Source organism: Duganella sp. FT27W (assembly GCF_009295655.1).
Taxonomy (GTDB): domain Bacteria; phylum Pseudomonadota; class Gammaproteobacteria; order Burkholderiales; family Burkholderiaceae_D; genus Rugamonas; species Rugamonas zoogloeoides.
In genome coordinates, this window is record NZ_WHIV01000003.1 from 1,061,531 (window position 1) to 1,084,858 (window position 23,328).

General features: G+C 63.4%; 18 protein-coding genes. 6 read left to right on the forward strand and 12 right to left on the reverse strand.

Annotated features, from left to right (window positions below):
• Nucleotides 1-7 precede the first annotated feature (7 nt).
• The 5 genes from F8197_RS16565 to F8197_RS16585 all read right to left on the reverse strand — a co-directional run bounded on the left by F8197_RS16565 (nt 8) and on the right by F8197_RS16585 (nt 4,448).
• Nucleotides 8-718, reverse strand: a complete 711-nt coding sequence (locus F8197_RS16565) for a succinate dehydrogenase iron-sulfur subunit (RefSeq protein WP_070251569.1) — start codon at nt 716-718, stop codon at nt 8-10.
• A 9-nt stretch (nt 719-727) separates the two neighbouring features.
• Nucleotides 728-2,506: a succinate dehydrogenase flavoprotein subunit gene (gene sdhA / locus F8197_RS16570; protein WP_373996895.1), complete on the reverse strand. Its 1,779-nt coding sequence runs from the start codon at nt 2,504-2,506 to the stop codon at nt 728-730.
• A 2-nt stretch (nt 2,507-2,508) separates the two neighbouring features.
• Nucleotides 2,509-2,883 carry a succinate dehydrogenase, hydrophobic membrane anchor protein gene (sdhD, locus tag F8197_RS16575; protein ID WP_152882754.1) on the reverse strand — a complete coding sequence of 125 codons (375 nt, stop codon included), beginning with the start codon at nt 2,881-2,883 and terminating at the stop codon, nt 2,509-2,511.
• A 1-nt stretch (nt 2,884) separates the two neighbouring features.
• On the reverse strand, nt 2,885-3,307 hold the full coding sequence (gene sdhC, locus F8197_RS16580; protein WP_152882755.1) for a succinate dehydrogenase, cytochrome b556 subunit: 423 nt from the start codon (nt 3,305-3,307) through the stop codon (nt 2,885-2,887).
• A gap of 313 nt (nt 3,308-3,620) precedes the next feature.
• A complete protein-coding gene (locus F8197_RS16585; protein WP_152882756.1) occupies nt 3,621-4,448 on the reverse strand; it encodes a GntR family transcriptional regulator in 828 nt (275 codons plus the stop codon).
• A gap of 207 nt (nt 4,449-4,655) precedes the next feature.
• On the opposite strand from F8197_RS16585, the gene F8197_RS16590 reads away from it, so the two are divergent.
• The 5 genes from F8197_RS16590 to F8197_RS16610 all read left to right on the forward strand — a co-directional run bounded on the left by F8197_RS16590 (nt 4,656) and on the right by F8197_RS16610 (nt 11,635).
• Entirely contained in the window at nt 4,656-5,645 is a 990-nt protein-coding gene (locus tag F8197_RS16590) for a malate dehydrogenase (RefSeq protein ID WP_026637038.1), read from the forward strand.
• Nucleotides 5,646-5,783: 138 nt separating this feature from the next.
• Nucleotides 5,784-6,791, forward strand: coding sequence for a CoA ester lyase (locus F8197_RS16595; protein WP_152882757.1), 1,008 nt, complete (start codon nt 5,784-5,786; stop codon nt 6,789-6,791).
• Nucleotides 6,791-7,312 (forward strand): hypothetical protein, encoded by a 522-nt coding sequence (locus tag F8197_RS16600; protein ID WP_152882758.1) that lies wholly within the window; start codon nt 6,791-6,793, stop codon nt 7,310-7,312. Before F8197_RS16595 ends, F8197_RS16600 begins: the two co-directional genes overlap by 1 nt.
• 84 nt (nt 7,313-7,396) lie before the next feature.
• Entirely contained in the window at nt 7,397-10,105 is a 2,709-nt protein-coding gene (gene acnA / locus F8197_RS16605; protein WP_056143291.1) for an aconitate hydratase AcnA, read from the forward strand.
• Between the two features lie 264 nt (nt 10,106-10,369).
• Nucleotides 10,370-11,635 (forward strand): DUF2863 family protein, encoded by a 1,266-nt coding sequence (locus F8197_RS16610; RefSeq protein WP_152882759.1) that lies wholly within the window; start codon nt 10,370-10,372, stop codon nt 11,633-11,635.
• Between the two features lie 42 nt (nt 11,636-11,677).
• On the opposite strand, the gene F8197_RS16615 is transcribed toward F8197_RS16610, so the two are convergent.
• From F8197_RS16615 to F8197_RS16625, 3 genes are read right to left on the reverse strand one after another with little or no spacing between them, the layout of a single operon-like run.
• Nucleotides 11,678-12,142: a CYTH domain-containing protein gene (locus F8197_RS16615; RefSeq protein ID WP_152882760.1), complete on the reverse strand. Its 465-nt coding sequence runs from the start codon at nt 12,140-12,142 to the stop codon at nt 11,678-11,680.
• Between the two features lie 2 nt (nt 12,143-12,144).
• Complete coding sequence (locus F8197_RS16620; protein ID WP_056143278.1) at nt 12,145-13,272, reverse strand: M14-type cytosolic carboxypeptidase; 1,128 nt, start codon at nt 13,270-13,272, stop codon at nt 12,145-12,147.
• A gap of 29 nt (nt 13,273-13,301) precedes the next feature.
• A complete protein-coding gene (locus tag F8197_RS16625; RefSeq protein ID WP_152882761.1) occupies nt 13,302-14,795 on the reverse strand; it encodes an acetyl-CoA hydrolase/transferase family protein in 1,494 nt (497 codons plus the stop codon).
• 94 nt (nt 14,796-14,889) lie between these two features.
• On the opposite strand from F8197_RS16625, the gene F8197_RS16630 reads away from it, so the two are divergent.
• Complete coding sequence (locus F8197_RS16630; protein ID WP_152882762.1) at nt 14,890-15,780, forward strand: LysR substrate-binding domain-containing protein; 891 nt, start codon at nt 14,890-14,892, stop codon at nt 15,778-15,780.
• Here F8197_RS16630 and F8197_RS16635 read toward each other — a convergent pair.
• The 4 genes from F8197_RS16635 to cphA (F8197_RS16650) all read right to left on the reverse strand — a co-directional run bounded on the left by F8197_RS16635 (nt 15,777) and on the right by cphA (F8197_RS16650) (nt 23,319).
• Entirely contained in the window at nt 15,777-16,892 is a 1,116-nt protein-coding gene (locus F8197_RS16635) for a patatin-like phospholipase family protein (RefSeq protein ID WP_152882763.1), read from the reverse strand. The genes F8197_RS16630 and F8197_RS16635 overlap by 4 nt on opposite strands.
• Nucleotides 16,893-16,934: 42 nt before the next feature.
• Entirely contained in the window at nt 16,935-18,398 is a 1,464-nt protein-coding gene (locus F8197_RS16640; RefSeq protein WP_152882764.1) for a catalase, read from the reverse strand.
• Between the two features lie 157 nt (nt 18,399-18,555).
• On the reverse strand, nt 18,556-21,120 hold the full coding sequence (cphA, locus tag F8197_RS16645) for a cyanophycin synthetase (protein WP_152882765.1): 2,565 nt from the start codon (nt 21,118-21,120) through the stop codon (nt 18,556-18,558).
• Nucleotides 21,121-21,141: 21 nt separating this feature from the next.
• Nucleotides 21,142-23,319, reverse strand: a complete 2,178-nt coding sequence (cphA, locus tag F8197_RS16650; protein WP_152882766.1) for a cyanophycin synthetase — start codon at nt 23,317-23,319, stop codon at nt 21,142-21,144.
• Nucleotides 23,320-23,328: the final 9 nt, after the last annotated feature.

Here is a 23,328-nt window from a genome sequence, read left to right on the forward strand (position 1 = left end):
TGCGCTGTTAGATCGCGCGGCGTACCATCAATTCCTTGATTTTACCGATCGCCTTGTTCGGATTCAGGCCTTTCGGGCACACGTCCACGCAATTCATGATCGAGTGGCAGCGGAACAGGCGGTACGGGTCTTCCAGGTTGTCCAGGCGCTCGCCGGTGGCTTCGTCGCGCGAGTCGGCGATGAAGCGGTAGGCTTGCAGCAGGCCGGCAGGACCGACGAACTTGTCCGGATTCCACCAGAACGACGGGCACGACGTCGAGCAGCACGCGCACAGGATGCACTCGTACAGGCCATCGAGTTCTTCGCGTTCGGTCGGCGTTTGCAGGCGTTCTTTTTCAGGACGGATCGAGTCGTTGATCAGGTACGGCTTGACCGAATCGTACTGCTTGAAGAACTGGGTCATGTCCACGATCAGGTCGCGGATCACCGGCAGGCCTGGCAGCGGACGCAGCACGATAGGCTCGCTCAGCTCGTTCAGGTTGGTGGTGCAGGCCAGGCCGTTCTTGCCGTTGATGTTCATCGCGTCGGAACCGCACACGCCTTCGCGGCACGAGCGGCGCAGTGCCAGCGAATCGTCCACGTCGGACTTGATGCGTTGCAGGGCGTCGAGCAGCATCTTGTCGGTGTCTTTCAACTCGACGGTGATGTCCTGCATGTACGGCTTCGCATCCTGGTCCGGATCGTAGCGGTAGATTTTCAGTTTGATAGTGCGTGCCATGTTCTAGCCTTAGAAAGTACGTGGTTTCGGTTTGAAGGTGCCGACCGTCAGTGGCTTGGTCACGACTGCCTTGTAATCCAGGCGGTTGCCTTCCGAGAACCAGAGGGTGTGCTTCATCCAGTTGTCGTCGTCGCGGTGCGGGTAATCGTCCTGGGCGTGGGCGCCGCGCGATTCCTTGCGCGCCGCTGCCGAGACGATGGTCGCTTTCGCGGTTTCGATCAGGTTGTCCAGTTCCAGCGCTTCAACGCGCGCGGTGTTGAACACTTTCGACTTGTCCTTGAACGAGACGTGCTTGCGACGCTCGTCCAGTACCATGATTTCCTTGACGCCCTGGTTCAGCATCTCGTCGGTACGGAACACGCCGCAGTACTTCTGCATCGTGGCGCGGATGTCGTTGGCGACGCCCTGCACTTTTTCCGAACCGGTGGACGTTTCCAGCTTGTTCAGGCGGTTCATGGCAAAGTCAGACGCGTCTTTCGGCAGCGGCTTGTTCTCTTTTTGCTTGAGGTTCGAGGCCACCACGTGGTTGCCGGCCGCGCGGCCGAACACCACCAGGTCGAGCAGCGAGTTGGTGCCCAGGCGGTTGGCGCCGTGCACCGAGACGCAGGCGCATTCGCCGATGGCGTACAGGCCGTTGACGATCTTCTGGCTGCCGTCGGCGCCAGGCACCACCACTTGACCGTGGATGTTGGTCGGAATACCGCCCATCTGGTAGTGAATGGTTGGCACGACCGGGATCGGTTCCTTGGTCGCATCGACGTTGGCGAACTTGTGGCCGATTTCCAGGATCGATGGCAGGCGCTTCTCGATGGTGTCCTTGCCGATGTGGCGCAGGTCCAGCATCACGTGGTCCTTGTTCGGACCGCAGCCGCGGCCTTCCTTGATTTCCTGGTCCATCGAACGCGAGACGAAGTCGCGTGGCGCCAGGTCTTTCAGCGTTGGAGCATAACGCTCCATGAAACGTTCGCCTTCGGAGTTGATCAGGATACCGCCTTCACCGCGCACACCTTCGGTAATCAAGACGCCCGCGCCGGCCACGCCGGTCGGGTGGAACTGCCAGAATTCCATGTCTTGCAGCGGCAGGCCGGCGCGTGCCGCCATGCCCATGCCGTCGCCGGTATTGATGAACGCGTTGGTCGAGGCGGCGAAGATACGGCCGGCGCCACCGGTGGCAAACATCGTGGTTTTCGCTTCCAGGATCATGACGTCGCCGGTTTCCATTTCCAGCGCAACCACGCCAACCACGTCGCCTTCGGCGTCGCGCACCAGGTCCAGCGCCATCCATTCGACGAAGAAGTGTGTACGGGCACGGACGTTACGCTGGTACAGCGTGTGCAGCAGGGCGTGACCGGTACGGTCGGCCGCGGCGCAAGCGCGCTGCACGGCTTTTTCGCCGAAGTTGGCGGTGTGGCCGCCGAACGGACGCTGGTAAATCGTGCCGTCTGGATTACGGTCGAACGGCATGCCGAAGTGTTCCAGTTCGTACACGACCTTCGGTGCTTCGCGGCACATGAATTCGATCGCATCCTGGTCGCCCAGGTAGTCGCCACCTTTGACGGTGTCGAACATGTGCCAGAACCAGCTGTCTTCGGCCATGTTGCCGAGCGACGCGCCGATGCCGCCCTGGGCAGCAACGGTGTGCGAACGGGTCGGGAAAACTTTCGACAGCACCGCCACGTTCAGACCGGCTTCAGCCAGCTGCAGGGATGCGCGCATGCCGGAACCGCCGGCGCCAACGATTACCGCGTCAAAGCGGCGGGTAGGGATTGCAGATTTGATTGCTGCCACGATTACACACTCCAGATTATCTGTACCGACCAGGCGGCACATGCGATCAGCCACAGGATGGTGGCTGCTTGCAGGGTCAGGCGAAGGCCGACCGGTTTAACGTAGTCCATCCACACGTCGCGCATGCCTACCCAGGCGTGGTAGAACAGTGCGAACAGGGTGACAGCGGAAATCAGCTTGAACCACTGTTGCGAGAACATGCCAGCCCAGCCTTCGTACGTGAAGTTCTGGCCGGTCAGGAAGGTGATCAAGAGCGTGGCGGTGTAGGCCACCATGACGACGGCGGTCACGCGTTGTGCCAGCCAGTCGCGCATGCCGTAATGGGCGCCGACGACCAGGCGTTTCGGGCCGACGTTGTTGTTGACGTTATTTGCCATCTCAGAACACTCCAAACAGTTTCAGTGCCACCAGCACGGTCAGGGTCAGGCTCAGCGCCAGCACGGCAGCCGACGATTTACGGGCCGAATCCTTGTCCAGACCGACATGCAGGTCCATCACCAGGTGGCGTACGCCAGCGAACATGTGGTGCAGAATGGCCCAGACCAGGGCGAGGATGAACAGCTTGACCAGCGGGTAGGTGACGAAGCCCTGGTAGTGCGCGAAGGAGATCTCGGAGCGCAGGCTCTCTTGCAGCAGGTAGAGTACGAAAGGCAGCAAGGCGAAGATCAGAACGCCGCTGATGCGGTGCAAAATCGACACGATGGCAGCCAGCGGCTGACGGTAATTCATAAGTTCGGTAACGTGGATATTACGGAACTCCGGCCGTTCTTTTTTGGGTGCGACCCGTACGGCTTCTGACATAACAAGACCTCCTAAACTTTGACAAAAATTGGGTGAAATCGGATGAAACATCGATTTTCGCCTATTTACCCTCATACAACCAATATCTATTGTTACATATAACCAAAATAGTGTTTTGCAACACACTCCAACGGCCACTTTCCGTAGCTCAACGTATTATCAGCGCAACAATGCTACCAGCGTGTGACAGCCCCGACATTGTGCGCCTCTTGCAGTTTTTGTGCACTGCAAGAGTCTCCTGCTCCACTCCATGAGTTCGGTTCAAGGACGGTTCACCGCCCGGACCCTGCGCGCTCCCGCAACAGGCTCCCGCTTAACTTAATTCGTTGTGATAATGATGCTGCTCGGTCAGATACAAGCCGCGGCGCAATTCCACCGGCTTGTCGCCGTAGGTGAACGACACCCGCTCCGACGCCAGCAGCGGCGTGTTCGCGGCGATCTGCAGCAAGGCGGCGGCGCCATCGTCGGCACACACCGCGCGGATTTTTTCGGTCGCCCGTATCATGCGGGTGCCGAATTCGGACTCGAACAGGCCGTACATCGGCCCCTTGTACTCGACCAGCCGCTCGGCGGTGAGCCCCTTGAAGGTGGCGCCGGGCAGCCACAGTTCCTCGACGATGGTAGGCACGCCGTCGAACGACTGCACGCGCTTGATGAACACCACGGCATCGCCGGATTTGAGGTCGAGCAGGCGCGCCACATCGGCGGGCGCGCGCAGGCGCTTGACTTCGATGAACTTACTTTCAGGGTAATGGGGAACGCCCTCGTCGGGCATCAGGCGCAAGAAGCGGAAATGCGCGCGCGCTTCGTGGTGGGTGGACACGAACGTGCCCTTGCCCTGCTTGCGCATCACCAGGTTTTCAGCGGCCAGCTCGTCGATGGCCTTGCGCACCGTGCCCTGGCTGACCTTGAAGCGGTTGGCCAGCTCGACCTCGCTAGGTATCAGCTCGCCCGGTTTCCACTCGCCGCTTTGCAGGCTTTGCGTGATCAGCGCCTTGATTTGCTGATACAGTGGGGAGAACGTCGGCGAGGTCGTCGGCGAGGTCGCTGGCACCCCCGTCGCTGCCGTGGACGAACCGGCAGCGCCACCGGCACCTGATGCTGGGCTGTTGCTGTTCGAATTGGGCGGGACGGGATTCATAGACCGAGATTTCACCACAAATACCCCTTGGCGTCCAGCAAAAACCTCCCTAACTTCTATGTCTTATATAAGACATAAGATACAATTGACAGAAGCCGGACACAGGCCTACACTCCCCGGCCATGCGCTGCGTAGCGAGTGCTCAAAATTGCAGTATGATGTTGGACTGTGTTCGACTCTGTTCTATACCTACTTTGGAGATTCATCATGGCAAAAACCCCAATGCGTGTTGCTGTTACCGGTGCAGCCGGTCAAATCGGTTACGCTCTGCTGTTCCGTATCGCTAACGGCGACATGCTGGGCAAAGACCAGCCAGTCATCCTGCAACTGCTGGAAATCGCCGACGAAAAAGCCCAGAAAGCGCTGAAGGGCGTGATGATGGAAATCGACGACTGCGCGTTCCCGCTGCTGACCGAGATGACCGCCCACTCCGATCCACTGACCGCCTTCAAGGATGTTGACGTCGCCGTGCTGGTTGGCGCCCGTCCACGCGGTCCTGGCATGGAGCGTAAAGACCTGCTCGAAGCCAATGCGCAGATCTTCACCGTGCAAGGCAAGGCGCTCGACGCCGTCGCTTCGCGCAACGTCAAAGTACTGGTCGTAGGCAACCCAGCCAACACCAACGCTTACATCGCCATGAAATCGGCACCATCGCTGCCAGCGAAAAACTTCACCGCCATGCTGCGCCTGGACCACAACCGCGCGCTGTCGCAAGTTGCTGCCAAGACCGGCACCGCCGTCAAGGACATCGAGAAGCTGACCGTGTGGGGCAACCACTCGCCAACCATGTACGCCGACTACCGCTTCGCCACCACCGGCGGCAAAGCAGTCAAGGACCTGATCAACGACCAGGAATGGAACGCCAACACCTTCCTGCCAACCGTCGGCAAGCGCGGCGCGGCCATCATCGAAGCACGCGGCCTGTCGTCGGCAGCCTCGGCAGCCAACGCCGCCATCGACCACATCCACGACTGGATGCTGGGCACCAACGGCAAGTGGACCACCATGGGCGTGCCATCGGACGGTTCGTACGGCATCCCTGAAGGCACCGTGTTCGGCTTCCCGGTCACGACCGAAAACGGCGAATACACCATCGTTCAAGGCCTGGAAATCGATGAATTCTCGCAAGAGCGCATCAACCTGACCCTGAAAGAACTGACCGAAGAGCGCGAAGGCGTCAAGCACCTGCTGCCATAATCGGTTTGCTCTTCATGAATGCTCGTGGAACCGGTTAATACACCGATCCGCAGCAAGCACCGCGCTGCCAGGAGCAGCGCGGTTTGCGTTTCCGCTCCTGGTACTCTCTCCCCTCCCACCACTACATCCATTTCCTGCATGCATCCATCCGAGGTTTTATTCCAGGGTAATCGCCAGCCGCTCTTGCTGCCAGCTTGCGACCACTACGCCGGCTCCGAAAAGCTGATGCGCAAATCGATCGTCCTGCAACAAGAACTTGGTCCCGTCTTCGACATCACGCTCGACTGCGAAGACGGCGCCAGCGCCGGCAACGAGGAGGCGCACGCCCACCTGGTGGCCGAACTGCTGGCGTCCAGCGACAACCGCCACCACCGCATCGGCGCCCGCATCCACGATGTGCACAGCCCGCACTTTGCCCGCGACGTGGAGATCATCGCCGGCGGCGCCGGCGCCGAAGCGCTGGCCTACATCGCCCTGCCCAAGGTCAACAGCGTGGCCGAAGTGATAGAAGCGATCGCCTTCATCAACGGCCATGCCGGCAAGGCCGGCCGCAGCGACCTTCCGGTACACGTGCTGATCGAAACCCACGGCGCCCTGCGCGACGCCTACGACATCGCCGCCCTGCCCCAGGTCCAGTGCCTGTCATTCGGCATCATGGATTTTGTCTCGAGCCACTATGGCGCGATTCCCGGCGCGGCCATGCGCACACCGGGCCAGTTTACGCACCCGCTGGTGGTGCGCGCCAAGCTCGAGATGGCAGCGGCCTGCCACGCCCACGGCAAGGTGCCGTCGCATAACGTCACCACCGAGATCAAGGATCCGGCCGTGGCCGCCAACGACGCCCAGCGCGCTGCCGCCGAATTCGGCTACACGCGCATGTGGAGCATCCACCCTGGCCAGATCAAGCCCATCGTCAAGACCTTTACGCCGCGCCTGTCCGAGGTGAACGAGGCCGCTGCCATCCTGCACGAAGCAGCGAACGTCCAATGGGGCCCCATCTCCCAAAATGGGCGCTTGCACGACCGCGCCAGCTACCGATATTATTGGACCATCTTGCAGCGCGCCAGACTCGCGGGGCTTACCCTGCCCGAGTCGGCTGCCGCATTGATGCTGCCTACTCCCGTTCACCCTCTGGAACCAAACTGATGTCCATCTCCAAAATCCTGCTGGCCTGCGGACTCGCCCTCGGCTCGCTGAGCCTGGCGACCGCGCCGGCAGCTGCTGCCGTCGAAACCAAGCCGGCTGCCAAGAAACCCGTCAAGAAAGCCACCGCCAAAGCCAAGAAGGCCGTGGAAAAGCCGGTCGTGCCGAAAGAACCGAACCCGGAAGAAGACGAGCCGGTCATCACCGATTCGAGCGTCACCGAATTCGACTGCGAACTGGGCAACAAGGTCGCGATCTACCAGAACGTGGGCGACGACGAACACATCGCGCTGCGCTGGAAAAAGCGCCTGCACCGCCTGACGCGCGTGGGCACCACCACCGGCGCCCAGCGCTTCGAGAACAAGCTGTATGGCCTGATCTGGATCGGCATTCCGGCCAAGAGCATGCTGCTTGATTCGAAACTCAATCGCCAGCTGGCCAACGAGTGCCGCAACCCCGAACAATTGCAGCCGGTCGCCATCACGGAAAAGGCGCCGGAAGCACCAGCAACTGCAGTCCAGTAACGCGTTTTGGCCGGCCGCGCACGCTTGCGCACGGTCGGCACCGATTTAGTTCATCATTTGACGATACCCACTGAAGGAGATGTCATGTCCCGTAACACTTTGAACACGCTCAAGGAATTCAACATTTCGGGCAAGAAGGCGAAGTTCTACTCGCTGCCCGCACTGGAGAAGAGCCTGGGCACCAAAATCTCCCGCCTGCCGGTATCGATCCGCGTGGTGCTGGAGTCCGTGCTGCGCAACTGCGACGGTAAAAAAGTCACCGAAGAACACGTCAAGCAACTGGCCAACTGGGGCGCCACCGCCGAGCGCACCGACGAAATTCCATTCGTCGTGGCCCGCGTGGTGCTGCAGGACTTTACCGGCGTGCCGCTGCTGGCCGACCTGGCCGCGATGCGCAACGTCGCCTACAAGATGGGCATCAACGCCAAGAAAATCGAGCCGCTGGTGCCGGTGGACCTGGTGGTCGATCACTCGGTCACCATCGACCACTTCCGCGAGCCGGGCGCGCTGGACCTGAACATGAAGCTGGAATTCTCGCGCAATAACGAGCGCTACCAGTTCATGAAATGGGGCATGCAGGCGTTCGACACCTTCGGCGTGGTGCCACCGGGCTTCGGCATCGTCCACCAGGTCAACCTGGAATACCTGGCGCGCGGCGTCCACAAGGACAACGAAGGCGTGTACTACCCTGATTCGCTGGTCGGCACCGACTCGCACACCACCATGATCAACGGTATCGGCGTAGTCGGCTGGGGCGTGGGCGGCATCGAGGCCGAAGCGGGCATGCTCGGCCAGCCGGTCTACTTCCTGACCCCGGACGTCATCGGCGTCAACCTGACCGGCGTGCTGCGCGAAGGCTGCACCGCCACCGACCTGGTGCTGACCATCACCGAACTGCTGCGCAAAGAGAAAGTCGTGGGCAAGTTCGTCGAGTTCTTCGGCGAAGGCACCGAGACGCTGTCGGTCACCGACCGCGCCACCATTGCCAACATGGCGCCGGAATACGGCGCCACCATGGGCTTCTTCCCGGTTGACGACGCCACCATCGAATACTTCGAAGGCACGGGCCGCACCAAGGCCGAGATCGACGCGTTTGCCGCCTACTTCAAGGCGCAGGGCATGTACGGCGTCTCGAAAGCCGGCGACATCGACTACACCCGCGTGGTCGAGCTGAACCTGACCACCGTGACGCCTTCGCTGGCCGGTCCGAAGCGTCCACAGGACCGTATCGAAATCGGCAACGTCAAGGCCAACTTCACCGAGCTGTTCTCCAAGCCCACCACCGAAAACGGCTTCAACAAGAACCCGGACGACCTGCAAAAAACCTACACTACGACCGACGGCGTGCACGTGAAAAACGGCGACGTGCTGATCGCGGCAATCACCTCGTGCACCAACACCTCGAACCCGAGCGTGCTGCTGGCCGCCGGCCTGCTGGCGAAAAAAGCCGTGGAAGCCGGGTTGACCGTGGCCCCGCACATCAAGTCGTCGCTGGCCCCCGGCTCGCGCGTGGTCACCGAGTACCTGACCGCTGCCGGCCTGCTGCCGTACCTGGAGCAACTGGGCTTCGGCGTGACTGCGTACGGTTGCACCACCTGTATCGGTAACGCCGGCGACCTGACCGCCGAACTGAACGCCGCCATCACCCAGAACGACATCGTCGCCTCGGCCGTGCTGTCCGGTAACCGCAACTTCGAAGCGCGGATCCACCCGAACATCCGTTCGAACTTCCTCGCTTCGCCACCGCTGGTGGTCGCCTACGCTATCGCCGGCAACATGACCGTGGACCTGATGACCCAGCCGGTCGGCAAGGGCAAGGACGGCCGCGACGTGTACCTGGGCGACATCTGGCCGACCTCGCAGGAGATCGCCAAGCTGATGAAGTTCGCGATGAACTCGAAAGTGTTCAAGACCAACTACGCCGACGTCAAGGGCAACCCGGGCAAGCTGTGGGAACACGTGTCCACCACCGAAGGCCAGGTGTACAACTGGCCGGAATCGACCTACATCGCCGAGCCGCCGTTCTTCGACGGCTTCACGATGGAGCCGGTGGTCACCGAAGCGGGCATCACCAACGCGCGCGCGCTGGGCGTGTTCGGCGACTCGATCACCACCGACCACATCTCGCCGGCCGGTTCGATCAAGGAAGACGGTCCTGCCGGTAAATGGCTGCTGGCCAACGGCGTACTGAAAGCCGACTTCAACTCGTACGGCTCGCGCCGCGGCAACCACGAGATCATGATGCGCGGTACGTTCGCCAACGTGCGTATCAAGAACCGCATGATCCCGGCCAAGCCGGACGGTTCGGCAGTCGAAGGCGGCATCACGATCCACCAGCCATCGGGCGAACAGCTGTCGATCTACGACGCCGCCATGAAGTACGTGGCCGAAGGCACGCCAACCATGATCTTCGGCGGCGAAGAATACGGCACCGGCTCGTCGCGCGACTGGGCGGCCAAGGGCACCCAGCTGCTGGGCGTCAAGGCCGTGATCGTGCGCTCGTTCGAGCGTATCCACCGCTCGAACCTGGTGGGCATGGGCGTGCTGCCGCTGCAATTCCTCGGCAACGACAGCGTCGAAACCCTGGGCATCACCGGCAAGGAAACCTACGACCTGAAAGGCCTCGAAGGCGACATCAAGCCGCAGCAAACCGCCACCCTGGTGATCCACCGCGCCGACGGTTCGAGCACCGAAGTAAAAGTGCTGCTGCGTATCGATACCCCGATCGAAGTCGACTACTACAAGCATGGCGGCATCCTGCCGTTCGTGCTGCGCCAGCTGCTGGCCGCGTAACGGTCGTTTAAAAAAAGATCGCAGCGTCGTTGCAGCGCCTTGCCGTGTAGGCGCACTGTCTGCGGCGCTGCGCCTCGCTGCGATCATTTTTAAACAACCTCGTGATTGGAAAGCGCCGGACTCGTCCGGCGCTTTTTTTATGGCTGCACCATCGGCGACCTTGTTTTGCGGGTTTCATCTACAATATGGTGCATAAGGGTTATGATCTGCATGACCGATCCGTTTTTTTATCTGCTTTCCCTTACCTGAGACCTTTATAGCGCTATGCGTCGTCCATCTAAAGATTCATCCCAAAAATTGTCCGCCGAGAGCCAGCGCCTGGTCAGCCATGCGCAGGCAGTCGGGCAAGCTGCCAGCCGCCTCGAAGAGCGGGCCTGGGAGCGCAGCCTCGATGCGCAGCTGCAAAAGCTGCTCAAGACCGGCCACCAGGACACCATCGACGCCACCCTCAACGCCCTGTTCCGCGAAGACCTCAACGCCTACGACGTCCTGATGGACGGCGTGGAAGCGGCCAGCGAATCGAGCTCCATCGTTCTGGAAACCGCCGACGGCGTCTCCAAGCCCTACGACGTGCTGCTGGTAGCCGCGCCGATCCTGGCCTGGACCCGCTTTGCCATCGCCTCGGGCCCGATTCCGGCCGATATTTTGAATACGCTGTCGGCCCACTTCTCGGCCCACCTGCTGGCCGATGGCACGCAGATGGCCATGTCGCCCACGCTGTTCTCGATCGACCAGCTGCCGCGCAGCCACGTGGAAACCTGGGGCAAGGTGCACAAGCTGGCGCAGGCCGCCCTCAAGGGCACCGTGCTCAAGGCCGACACCAAGGTGCCGGAAACCGCGCCATTCCTGGCCGACACCCGCTACCTGATGGTGGCCGTGGTGGCGCCGGCCGGCGCCCCGCTGTTCCGCTGGCAGATGCCGGCGCACCAGGCCAACTTCGCCACCGAGCGCGCCAACGTGCTCGAACAATGGCGCGCCCAGGCCACGCCTACCGTCAACCGCCTGCTGCCCGGCTGCGGCGTGGAACTGCTGCTGCCCGAAGCGTATTACATGGCCTGCCGCGAAGCGGACAAGCAAATCCGCCCGGTCTCGATCCGCGCTGCCGTGCATTATCTGACGCACACGCTGTCGATCGAACCGTCGGAACTGCGCGCCGTGATCGCCGGTTTTGGCGAAGAAAATGGCGAAGGCCAGATCGACGAATACCGCGTGGCGTTCACGCGCCGTTCGTCGCCGGACGTGATCTACGGCGTGGTGTGGCCGCTGTATGGCCAGGAAGACGAAGAAGGCACGCCACCGGAAGGCCCGGCCGCGATTTTGCCGGCCACGCAAAAGCCGGTCACGCCGATGGACGACATCGTCAACCACCTGAACGAGGCGGGCATCACCCAGATCAAGCGCCATGCCGAGCGTTACGTGGTGGAGTTCTGCGACGACTGCGGCGCGCCGCTGTTTGCCGATCCGGTCGGAGAATTGGCGCATGCCGAAATGCCGGAAGATACGCCTAGCGGCACCGAGCACTTCCACTGATAAAAAAAGGCCCCGATCATCGTCGGGGCCTTTTTTTCTGCCTTACCAGTTCGAGAACGGGTGCCTGATCAGGTTGGAGTTGTAGTACCGCGCATCGTCGGTCACCTCGTCCGCAACCCACTCGGGTTTGTCGAACACCTCATCCTCGGCACCAAGCTCGATCTCGGCCACCACCAGCCCCGCATTCGCACCGAGGAACTCATCGACTTCCCACACGTGCGCGCCATTGGTGATCTTGCGCCGGTACTTTTCGATCAGCGGCTGCTCGCACAGGCCGTCGAGCAGTTCCGCCGCGTCCTGCACGGGAATCGGATACTCCCATTCGCCGCGCACAGCGCCCACGCTCTTGCCCTTGATGGTGATCACCGCGCGGTCGCCCTCGATGCGTACTCGCACCGTGCGCTCCTTCTGCGACGACAGGTAGCCTTGGCGGAAGAATACCGGTTCGCCCAGCGTCTTCCAGGCGTCGCCCTGCACCAGGAACTTGCGCTCGATTTCGACGCCCATGATCAGTAGTCGTCCAGCGACAGCAGGATCGGTTGCAGGATGGCGGCGCCGAGCGCAGCGGAGCGTGCGCCATTCCAGCCCACGCGCACGTCGGGCAGATCGGCGTTGTCCTTGAACGGCATTTCCAGCGTAAGCGCCAGGCAGCCGAAGTGGTGGCCCACGTACTTGGAGGCCAGCGTGAGCATGTCTTCCTTGTACTTGCTGGCCGCGTAGCCGAACTTGTCCTGGAAGTCCGGGCTGGCGTTTTTATAGCGATCGATGAAGGCTTGCTGCTTGGCGCGGCGTTCGTCGCTGAAGTTTTCCAGCATCTCGTTACCGGCCACGAAGTTGTACGGCAGCGCCTCGTCGCCGTGGATGTCGAAGAACATGTCGATGCCCGTCTCGTGCATCTTCTGTTTTACGACCAGCACTTCGGGGCTGCGCTCCACGGTTGGCGTCATCCACTCGCGATTGAGGTTGGCGCCGGCCGCGTTGGTGCGCAGGTTGCCGCGTACCGAGCCGTCCGGATTCATGTTCGGCACGATGTAGAACACGCAGCTTTGCAGCAGCTTGCGCGCGATCGGATTGGCGTCGTCGAGCAGCGAGTCGATCAGGCCTTCGACGAACCATTCGGCCATCGATTCGCCCGGGTGCTGGCGCGCGATAAACCAGATTTTTTTCGGCGCATCGGGCTGGCCGATCACCACCAGGTTCATGTCGCGGCCATCGACCGTGCTGCCCAGGTCTTGTACCTTGGCCAGCGGGTGTTCGCCCACCTCGCCCAGCAGGCGCAGGTGACGCTCGAACGAGTATGGCTCGAAGTAGGCGTAGTAGATGCTGTCGGTATCGGGCGTGTGCTTGATGGTCATGACCGCGCCGTCAAACGTGGTGGGCACGCGGAACCAGGTTTCGCCATCGTAGCTGGCCACGGCGTTGTAGTTCTCGTAGCCCTTGGCGTAGGTGGCTTCACCGGCGTTCAGGAAGCGCATGCGCACCGCCTGCCCCGCCGCGCCTTGCAGGCGGAAGTGGAACCATTGATGGATGTCCGCGTGCGAGTCCTTGCGCAGCTTGAGGTCGATGGCGTCGGCGGTCTCCGCGCGCACGACTTCGATGGCGCCGGAGTCGAAATTCTGGCTGATTTTGATGGTCATGTCGATCCAATAGATGATTATCGATCGCGCTATTTTACCAGCATGGTCCCTTCGCGTTTATAGCGGGCATGCCATGCCAGCGCCTGTTCCAGCACGTGCGGCGTCTGGCCGCCGCCGGCCAGCGCCTGTTCTACATACGCGCGCAACTGCGGCCGATAGTCGGGGTGGCCGCACTGCTCGATGATCAGCGGCGCGCGCTCGCGCGGGGCCAGGCCACGCAAGTCGGCCAGGCCCCATTCGGTCACCAGCACATCGACATCGTGCTCGGTGTGGTCCACGTGCGCGGCAAACGGCACCACGCTCGAAATGGCGCCGTCCTTGGCCACCGACTTGCTGACGAAAATCGACAGCTGGCCATTGCGGGCGAAGTCGCCCGAGCCGCCGATCCCGTTCATCATGTGCGTGCCGCCCACGTGGGTGGAGTTGACATTGCCGTAGATGTCGAACTCCAGCGCCGTGTTGAGCGCGATGATGCCGAGCCGGCGCACGATTTCCGGGTGGTTGCTGATCTCCTGCGGGCGCAGCACGATGCGGTCGCGGTACTGCTCCAGGTTGGCGATGAAGCGCTCGTGGGTGGCGGCCGTCAGGGTGATCGACGAGGCCGAGGCCACGGCCAGGTGGCCCGAGTCGAGCAGCGCGATGGCGCTGTCCTGCAGCACCTCCGAATACATGGTCATGTCGCGGAACGACGAGGCGGACAGGCCATGCAGCACGGCGTTGGCAATCGTGCCGATACCGGCCTGCAGCGGCAGCAGTTGCGGTCCCATGCGCCCTGCCGCCACTTCGCCCTCCAGGAACGTCACCACGTGGCGCGCAATGGCGTCGGTCTCGGTATCGGGCGGCAGCGCGTTGGACGGGCTGTCGGCGCTGTCGGTGATGACGATGGCGGCAATGCGCGCGGGGTCGATGGCGATCGCGGTGGCGCCGATGCGCTGCAGCGGCGACGTCAACGGAATCGGAGCGCGTTCGGGCCGTGCCTGCGGCACGTAGATGTCATGAAAGCCTTCCAGCGCCAGCGGCGCGGCCAGGTTGATCTCGATGATCACCTGCGCCGCCTGCTGGGCGAAGCTGGCCGTGTTCCCGACCGACATGGTGGGGATGATGCTGCCGTCTTCGGTGATGGCCACCGCTTCGATCACGGCGATATCGACGGCTTTCAGATCGCCCGAGCGCAGCTGCTCGGCGGTCTCGGACAGGTGCTGGTCGATGAACATCACCTCGCCCGTGTTGATCTTGCGGCGCAGCGCGGCGTCGGCCTGGAACGGCATGCGCCGTGCGACCACGCCGGCATTGGCCATCAGGCCGTCGCTGTCGTTGCCAAGCGAGGCGCCGGTGAGCAGGGTCAGGTGCAAGGGCGCCCGGCGCGCGCGCTCGACCAGCGCCAGCGGCAGCGCTTTGGCGTCGCCAGCGCGGGTAAAACCGCTCATGCCGACGGTCATGCCGTCCCTGAACAGCGCGGCGGCGCGGTCGGCGGTCATCACCTTGTCCATCAGCGTTGCAAGGCGAATGCGGTCTTCATACATGGTGTGCTCCTCGATCTTCTTATAGAGTTTCAGTATAGAATTGCCGAGTCAGTCGCTTTATGACTTAAATTCCTGCTCACCAGTCGCTTTATTCATGGACCTCCGCTCGCTGCGCTATTTCGTCGAAACCGTGCGCCTCAACAGTTTTACCCAGGCGGCGGAGTCGCTGCACGTCACCCAGTCCACCATCAGCAAGATGGTGCGCCAGCTGGAACAGGAAGCCGGCGCGCAGTTGTTGATACGCGACGGCCGCAAACTGGCGCTGACCGACATCGGCCGCGTGGTGTACGCGCGCGGCGAAGACATGCTGGCCTCGATGCGGCGCCTGGCGCAGGAAGTGCACGACACGCAAACCGTGGAACGCGGCCAGCTCACGGTCGGCATCCCGCCCATGATCAACCTGCTGTTTACGCCCGTGTTGAAGGCATTCCGCGAACGCCATCCGCAAATCGCCCTCACGCTGCTGGAAGACACGGGCCAGGCCATCGAACGCAAGGTCGCCAACGGCGAAGTGGAAATCGGCCTGACCGTGCTGCCGGCCGACCCGGCTCTGGCACTGCAAACGGCCACCATCGCCAGCTACCCGTTGTGGGCGCTGGCCGCGCAAGGCACGTTCCGCAAGGGCCGCGCCACGTTGCCGTTCAAGGCGCTGGACGGATTGCCGCTGGTGATGCTCACCGACGACTTCGCGCTCACGCGCAGCCTGCGCGCGGCGTTCGGCGCAGCCGGATTTGAGCCGCAGGTGGCGGCGCAAAGCGGGCAATGGGACTGGCTGGTCGCAATGGCGTCAGCCGGCATGGGCGTGGCGCTGCTGCCGGAACCGTTCATCGGCCGGCTGGCGTCCGGACCGCTGGATGCGGTACGGCTGGTGGAACCGGCGCTGCCATGGCAGCCGGCCCACGTGTGGCAAGGCGGCTACCTGTCGCACGCGGCGCGCGCGTGGCTCGACGTGTGCGAGGAAGTGCTGGGGGCCGCTGCGGGCTAAGCCGGTGGCAATGGTGGCAGCGTGTGCAGCGCCACGCCTTCGATCAGATCCACCTTCGATTCCCACGGCCTCAGGGCGATCATGCGCTGCGCCTCTTCATAGCCGGCCTGCCAGCGCGCGTTGATGCCGCTCGAGGAAAAATCGATATCCTTGGTATGGTCCTCGCCGCCGATGCGCGGCGCTACCAGCGACAGCACGTGCATGGTGGTGCCGCAGCCCCAGCACGACAGGTCGCGCACTTCGGGCAGTTCAGCCACGTCGGGCGGCAGGTGCAGGCTCAGTTCGCGAATCACGTGACGCAACCGGTGCAGCTTGCGCTGCTGCTCGATATTGCTGGAGCGGCTCGCGTACTGGATCTCCTTCTGCTTGTCGAGCACGTCGAGGATGCTTTGCGGCTCGGTACCGTCCGGGTTCCACACCTGCACCGAGAAGATCACCGAACTGCGGCGCGGCTCGTCGTCGAGCACCGCTTCGATCGGCGTGTTGGAATAGATGCCGCCATCCCAGTACGGTTCGCCATCGATGCGCACGGCGGGAAAGGCCGGCGGCAACGCGCCCGAGGCCATCACGTGGTCGGCGGTGAGCACGTCGCGGCTGCTGTCGAAGTAGCGCATGGCGCCGGTGCGGGCGTTGACCGCGCCGACCGTGAAGCGCGGTTGCTGATGATTGAGGTAGTCGTAGTCGATCAGTTGCTCGAGCGTGGCGCGCAGCGGCGCGGTCTGGTAGAACGACGCGTGTTCCACGCCGACTTTCGCGTCCGGATTCCACCAGGCCGACAGGTTGGGCTCGAAAAAGGCGGGAATGCCCTGCCCCACCGTGAGGGCATTGGCCACGCTGCGCGGCAGGGACGTCACGCCGAGCGCATTGCGCTCCATGCGTTGCCAGAACTGGCGCAGGCGCTCGAGGCGCCGCTCCGGTGGATTGCCGGCGATGATGGCGCCGTTGATGGCGCCGATCGACGTGCCGATCACCCAGTCGGGTTCCAGCCCCGCCTCGTGCATGGCTTGATAGACGCCCAGCTGGTAAGCGCCCAAAGCGCCGCCGCCCTGCAGGACCAGGACGACCTGGCCAAGCTGGGCAGAGTTTGAAACGGATGCGGGGGTGCGGTTCAAACGACACTCCACGTTGGTGGCAACGTGGAGATTGTAGTGCAGTTAAGCGACTTCCACACCACGCACCTTGAGCGCGGCGCGCACGCCGGCGCCGTAAGCCGGATCGGCCTGGTCGAAGTGGCTCAATTGACGGGCGATGATCTCGGCGCTCACCTGCGACAACGGACCGGCGATATTGTCGAACAGGTTCTGCTGCTCTTGCGCCGGCAGCAGGCGGAACAGGTTACCCGCTTGCGTGTAATCGTCTTCCTTGCCACGACCGTCGTAGCGCCCTGCCGCGCCGTGCAGCGCCAGCCCCGGTTCGCCGTGGCCCATGCCTTGCGGGTTGCTGCCGTTGCTATCGACCGGCTGGTAGTTCTGCGCCGCGCCGCCGTTGGCGATCGCCATGGCGCCGTCGCGCTGCTGGTTGTGGAACGGGCAGCGTGGCGCGTTCACCGGCAGGTGCTGGTGATTCACACCCACGCGGTACAGCTGGGCGTCGTGGTAGGCGAACAGGCGCGCCTGCAGCATCTTGTCCGGCGAGTAGCCCAGGCCCGGCACCACGTTCGATGGCGACAATGCGGCCTGCTCCACCTCGGCGTGGTAGTTGACGGGATTGCGATTGAGTTCGAACACGCCGACAGGAATCAGCGGGAAGTCCGCATGCGGCCACACCTTGGTCAGGTCGAACGGGTTCCAGCCGGTGCGCTGCTCCCATGCCGCCAGCTCCGCCTCGGTGGCCACTTGCAGGCGCACGTCCCAGCGCGGGAAGTCGCCGGCCGCAATCGCGCCGAACAGGTCGCGCTGTGCATAATCGGGATCTTCGCCGGCGATGCGGGTGGCCACGGCAGCCGGCAAATTCTTGATGCCCTGCTGCGTCTTCAGGTGCCACTTGCAGTACACGCGCTCACCCGCCTCGTTGATCAGGCTGAAGGTGTGGCTGCCGAAACCGTCCATGTGGCGGTAGCCGTCCGGCGTGCCGCGATCCGAGAACAGCATCGTCACCTGGTGCAGGCTTTCCGGCGTCTTGCTCCAGAAATCGAACATCATGGTCGGCGACTTCAGGTTGGTTTGCGGATCGCGCTTCTGGGTATGAATAAAGTCGGGGAACTTGATGCCGTCCTTGATGAAGAACATTGGCGTGTTGTTACCGACCAGGTCCCAGTTGCCGTCCTCCGTGTAGAAGCGCATGGCGAAGCCGCGCGGATCGCGTTCGGTATCGGCACTGCCCTTTTCGCCGCCCACGGTGGAGAAGCGCACGAAGGTCTCGGTCTGCTTGCCGATGCCGGCAAACAGTTTGGCCTTGGTGAACCGGGTGATGTCGTGGGTGACAGTGAAGGTGCCGTAAGCGCCCGAACCCTTGGCATGGACCACGCGCTCCGGAATGCGCTCGCGGTTGAAGTGCTGGAGTTTCTCGAGCAGGTGGAAGTCTTGCAGCAGCAGCGGGCCGCGCGGGCCGGCAGACAGCGAATTCTGGTTGTCGGCAACCGGGATGCCGGAGGCGGTGGTGATTGGTGGCTGGCTCATGCTATGGCTCCTCGTTGTTTAATAGACTGAGGCTATTTTAAACGCTGGGTAAGATATATAAAAACTATAAATATCTATGGCTTTCATAGGTAACGCCAATAGCTACCGACAATAAAAAACCGGGGACGCGCCCCGGTTTCATTGCTTGCTCCGACGATCAGACTTCGGCGATACGCTTGCGGATATGCGCCAGCGCGTCTTCCACCTGGTCGATCAGGATCAGGCACAAGTCCCCTTCCTGCAAGCGACCCAGCGCCGTATCGATGGCCAGGAACTCGCCGTAAATCTCCTGCACGTGCGACGTGCGCGGCGCGCCCTGCAGGCCGGAGCGCAGCAGCGCCACCACTTCGCCATCGACGCGGCCGCGCTGGCACGCGTCTTCGTACAGCAGCACGTCGTCGAACGCGCGGCCGAGGATTTCGGTCTGCTGGCGGATGTCTTCATCGCGGCGATCGCCGGCGCCCGAGATCACCACGCCACGGCGCTTGGCCGGCATGGTTTCCACGGCCTGCACCAGCGCCAGGATGGCGTCCGGATTGTGGCCGTAGTCGGCGATCACGGTCGCGCCCTTGTAGTCGAACACGTTGAAACGGCCCGGCGCATTGTCGGAATCGTTGGCGAAGGTTTTCAGGCCCAGGCGGATCGACTCCCAGCTGATACCCACGCCCCACGCGGCAGCGACCGACGCCATCACGTTCTCGACCTGGAAGCCGATGGCGCCGTTGCGGGTGATCGGCACTTCCGACAGCGGAATCCGTACCTGCTGCTTGCCTTCGGCAGCCACCAGGTGGCCGTCCGCGACGTACACGGTGCGGCAGCCCTGCGCCAGGTGGGTGGCGATGACGGGATGGCCGGCGTCCGCGCCGAAGTAGATGATCTTGCCCTTGCAGTTGGCGGCCATGGCGGCGACAATCGGATCGACCGCGTTCAGCACCGCGTAGCCGTCTGCCGCGACGTTCTGCACGATCACGCGCTTCAAGACCGCCAGGTCTTCCACGGTGGTGATGTAGTTCAGGCCCAGGTGGTCGCCGGCGCCGATGTTGGTCACTACCGCAACCTGGCAGCGGTCGAAGGCCAGGCCTTCGCGCAGGATGCCGCCCCGGGCGCTTTCGAATACCGCCGCGTCCACGTCCGGGTGCAGCAGCACGTTGCGGGCGCTGCGCGGGCCGCTGCAGTCGCCGCTGTCGGTCTGGCGGCCTTCGATGTACACGCCGTCGGTGTTGGTCATGCCGGTGCGCAGGCCGCTGGCCGTGAGCAGGTGCGCGATCAGGCGCACGGTGGTGGTCTTGCCGTTGGTGCCGGTGACGGCAACGACCGGGATGCGGCCGTTTTCTCCCGGCGCGAACATGGTGTTGACGATGGCCTCGCCCACGGCGCGGCCCTTGCCGTACGACGGCGCGATGTGCATGCGCAGGCCGGGGGCGGCGTTGACTTCCACCACGCCGCCGCGTCGGTCGTCGAACGGTTCGAGCACGCCTTCGCACACCACGTCCACGCCGCAGATATCGAGGCCGATCATCTGCGCCGCTTCCACCGCGCGCGCCGCCACTTCCGGGTGCACGTCGTCGGTCACGTCGGTGGCGGTGCCGCCGGTGGACAGGTTGGCATTGTTACGCAGGATCACGCGCTGACCTTTGCCTGGCACGGAGTCCGCTTCCAGGTCTTGCAGCGCCAGGCGCGCCAGGGCGATGTCGTCGAACCGGATCTTGGTGAGCGACGTCGAGTGGCCGCTGCCACGGCGCGGGTCGGCATTGACCAGGTCCACCAGCTGGCGCACCGTGTGCACGCCGTCGCCAACCACTTGCGGCGGATCGCGACGGGCAGCGGCGATCAGCTTGTTGCCGATGACGAGCAGGCGGAAATCGTGTCCGGGCAAATAGCGCTCGACCATCACGTCGTCGCGGAATTCCTTGGCGGTGCGGAACGCCTGTTCCAGGTGCTCTTTCGAATTGACGTTGACCGTCACGCCCTTGCCCTGGTTGCCGTCCTTCGGCTTGACCACGACCGGCATGCCGATGTCCTGCGCGGCTTGCCAGGCGTCCGCCTCGTCTTCCACGGTGCGGCCGTACGGGACCGGCACGCCGGCCGCGTGCAGCAGCTTCTTGGTCAGTTCCTTGTCCTGGGCGATCGATTCGCCGATGGCGCTGGTGGTGTCCATTTCGGCAGCCTGGATGCGGCGCTGCTTCGAACCCCAGCCGAACATCACCATGCTGCCTTCGGTCAGGCGGCGGATCGGGATGTCGCGCGCCAGCGCGGCGTTGACGATGGAACCGGTGCTCGGGCCCAGGCGCACGTCTTCGTCGAGGTCGCGCAGTTCGCTCAAGGCGGCGTCGAGGTCGAAGGCGGTGTCGTTCAGCGCGGCGTTGATCAGGTTCTCGGCCATGGTGACGGCCAGGCGGCCGACGGCTTCTTCCGAGTATTCCACCACGGTCTGGTACACGCCTTCTTCCGGCGTGACGGTGGTGCGGCTGAAGGTGACCGGGCAGCCGGCTTGCGCCTGCAGGCTCAGGGCAGCGGCTTCGAGCACATTGGCCAGCGAGATGGTTTCACCGGTGGCGTGCAAGGCGCCGACCGCCGGGAAGCGAGCGTGCAGGCGCTGCTCGAAACCGGGCAATTGCGCGATGGCGCGCTGGTCGGGCGGGCACGATACAACCACTTCCATGGCGGTGTGGTGGCTCCAGAGATTCGGGCCACGAAGGGCGCGGGTGCGGATGACTTCCATAAATCTGCTTGTTCTTTCGTATCAGTGATGGATGCGCTTCGGATTCGCATCGAAGGTGCGCAAACCGGCGGCGATCAGTTCCGGCGTCAGGCCCAGTGCCCAGCCGGCGGCAATCGCGGCCAGCACGGCCTCGGGCGGCACCAGGGGCGACAGCGGCAGGCTGACCATGTCCACGTAGCCCTGACCCAGCACGATGGTGCGCTGGTCGCCCTGGGTGCGCTGGAAGACCACGCGCGCGCTGTCCTGGCGGTGCTGGACGATAGCCGGCAGGTGCTCGTCAACGCCGTAGAAAATCACTTCGCCGTCGCACAAATCTGCCATCTCCACCACTTGCGGATCGGCGGCGTTGAGCACGGCGGCGCCGCTGGCCAGCACCACGTCCACCTGGGTGCGCAGCACGTTATACAGTTTGTCGTCGGTGTCGATATGGAACTCGGCCACGTCTTCCAGGCCGGCGACATCGGTCACCACGCCCACCGTGCACTTGTCGTAGGCCAGGCCTTCGGTGAGGATCATGCGCGCGCTCGATTCGAACACCGCCGCTTCCACGTTCTTGTTGAGCAGCAGGCGCTCGCCGGTTTCCCAGTCGGACAGGCCATCGCGCGACAGCAGGCGGCTGTTCACGTACAGGCCGTCGGCGCAGCTGACGCCGACCTTTTTGCCGCCCACTTGCAGCAGCCAGGCGATCAGGCGCGCGGCCATGGTAGTGCCATGCTTGCCGGTGATGCCCACCACCGGGATGCGGCCCGTCTCTTCCTCTTTGAAAAGCTGGCCGACGATGGCGGCGCCGACGTTGCGCGGCTCGCCGTGTTCGGGTTTCAGGTGCATCAGCAAGCCGGGGCTGGCGTTCACTTCAATGATGGCGCCGCCCTGCTCGTGCAGCGGACGGGTAATGTCGGACGCCACCAGGTCGATACCGGCAATGTCCAGGCCCACCACGCGCGCGGCCAGCGTGGCCATGGCGGCGACTTCCGGGTGCACCTTGTCGGTGACGTCGGTGGTGACGTTGCCGTTGGCCTGGATCAGCACCTTCTGGCCGTCCAGCGGCACGGAAAACGCGTCCATGCCCTGGCGCTTGAGTTCCAGGATGGTTTCGCCGGCTTCCGCCGGCTTGATCAGGCTGAGGGGAAAATCTTCTTCCTCGCCACGGCGCGGATCGATATTAATGTGCAGATCGACCAGCTGCTGGATGGTGTGGACGCCGTCGCCGGTGATCCACAAGGCTTCGCCGGCGGCGGCGGCGATCATGCGCTTGCCGACGACCAGCAGGCGGTGTTCGTTACCGACGATGAAGCGCTCGACGATCACGCTCGAGCTGTAGCCTTCGTCGGAGGCCAGCGCATAGGCGGCGGTGATGTCGGCTTCGGTCATCAGATTCAGCGACACGCCACGGCCATGGTTGCCGTTGTACGGCTTGACCACGACCGGCAGGCCGATGTCCTGCGCGGTTTCCCACGCAGCTTCAGCGCTGGTCACCAGCTCACCTTCGGGCACCGGCACGCCGCACGACGACAGCAGCGACTTGGTCAAATCCTTGTCGCTGGCGATGCCTTCGGCAATCGCGCTGGTCTGCTCGGTTTCGGCGGTCCAGATGCGGCGCTGGGCGGCGCCGTGGCCCAGTTGCACCAGGTTGCCGTCGGTGAGGCGGATCGACGGAATCGCGCGGTCGGTGGCGGCATCGACGATGTTGCCGGTGCTCGGGCCCAGGCACAGCGTTTCGACCAGGTCGGTCAGTTCGGCCACGGTGGCGGCCAGGTCGTACGGCTGATCCTCGATCATTGCCATCAGCAGGTCGCGGCCGGCGGCCAGGGCGGCGCGGCCGACCTGTTCCTGGCGGGTGCGGAACGCCATCTTGTAGTAGCCGGTGTCCGTGCCGATCTGGCGGGTTTTGCCGAAGCCGGTTTTCATGCCGGCCAGGTTTTGCAGTTCCAGCACCACGTGCTCGAGCACGTGGCCGGCGTAGGTGCCGTCGCGCAGGCGCTCGAGGAAGCCGCCCACCTCGCCCACGCCGCAGCGGTGCTCGAGCAGGCCCGGCAGGATCGTGGTCAGGCGCTCGTACAGGCCCGGCAGCAGGTTGGACGGGTATTGTTCCAGCTCGCCAATGTCCAGCCACGCCTCGATCACCGGGCGATAGGTCCAGATATTGGGGCCGCGCAAATGGGTGACGCGGAGGATTTCTATGCTTTTCTTCTTGATCATGTTTCGAAC

Coding starts and splice junctions, on each gene's coding strand:
- F8197_RS16585 (WP_152882756.1), bottom strand. CDS start 4,448: ATGAATCCCGTCCCGCCCAATTCGAACAGCAACAGCCCAGCATCAGGT.
- cphA (WP_152882766.1), bottom strand. CDS start 23,319: ATGATCAAGAAGAAAAGCATAGAAATCCTCCGCGTCACCCATTTGCGC.
- F8197_RS16615 (WP_152882760.1), bottom strand. CDS start 12,142: ATGGGCGTCGAAATCGAGCGCAAGTTCCTGGTGCAGGGCGACGCCTGG.
- F8197_RS16625 (WP_152882761.1), bottom strand. CDS start 14,795: ATGTATGAAGACCGCATTCGCCTTGCAACGCTGATGGACAAGGTGATG.
- F8197_RS16565 (WP_070251569.1), bottom strand. CDS start 718: ATGGCACGCACTATCAAACTGAAAATCTACCGCTACGATCCGGACCAG.
- F8197_RS16595 (WP_152882757.1), top strand. CDS start 5,784: ATGCATCCATCCGAGGTTTTATTCCAGGGTAATCGCCAGCCGCTCTTG.
- sdhD (WP_152882754.1), bottom strand. CDS start 2,883: ATGGCAAATAACGTCAACAACAACGTCGGCCCGAAACGCCTGGTCGTC.
- F8197_RS16590 (WP_026637038.1), top strand. CDS start 4,656: ATGGCAAAAACCCCAATGCGTGTTGCTGTTACCGGTGCAGCCGGTCAA.
- acnA (WP_056143291.1), top strand. CDS start 7,397: ATGTCCCGTAACACTTTGAACACGCTCAAGGAATTCAACATTTCGGGC.
- F8197_RS16640 (WP_152882764.1), bottom strand. CDS start 18,398: ATGAGCCAGCCACCAATCACCACCGCCTCCGGCATCCCGGTTGCCGAC.
- F8197_RS16600 (WP_152882758.1), top strand. CDS start 6,791: ATGTCCATCTCCAAAATCCTGCTGGCCTGCGGACTCGCCCTCGGCTCG.
- cphA (WP_152882765.1), bottom strand. CDS start 21,120: ATGGAAGTCATCCGCACCCGCGCCCTTCGTGGCCCGAATCTCTGGAGC.
- sdhC (WP_152882755.1), bottom strand. CDS start 3,307: ATGTCAGAAGCCGTACGGGTCGCACCCAAAAAAGAACGGCCGGAGTTC.
- F8197_RS16620 (WP_056143278.1), bottom strand. CDS start 13,272: ATGACCATCAAAATCAGCCAGAATTTCGACTCCGGCGCCATCGAAGTC.
- F8197_RS16610 (WP_152882759.1), top strand. CDS start 10,370: ATGCGTCGTCCATCTAAAGATTCATCCCAAAAATTGTCCGCCGAGAGC.
- F8197_RS16630 (WP_152882762.1), top strand. CDS start 14,890: ATGGACCTCCGCTCGCTGCGCTATTTCGTCGAAACCGTGCGCCTCAAC.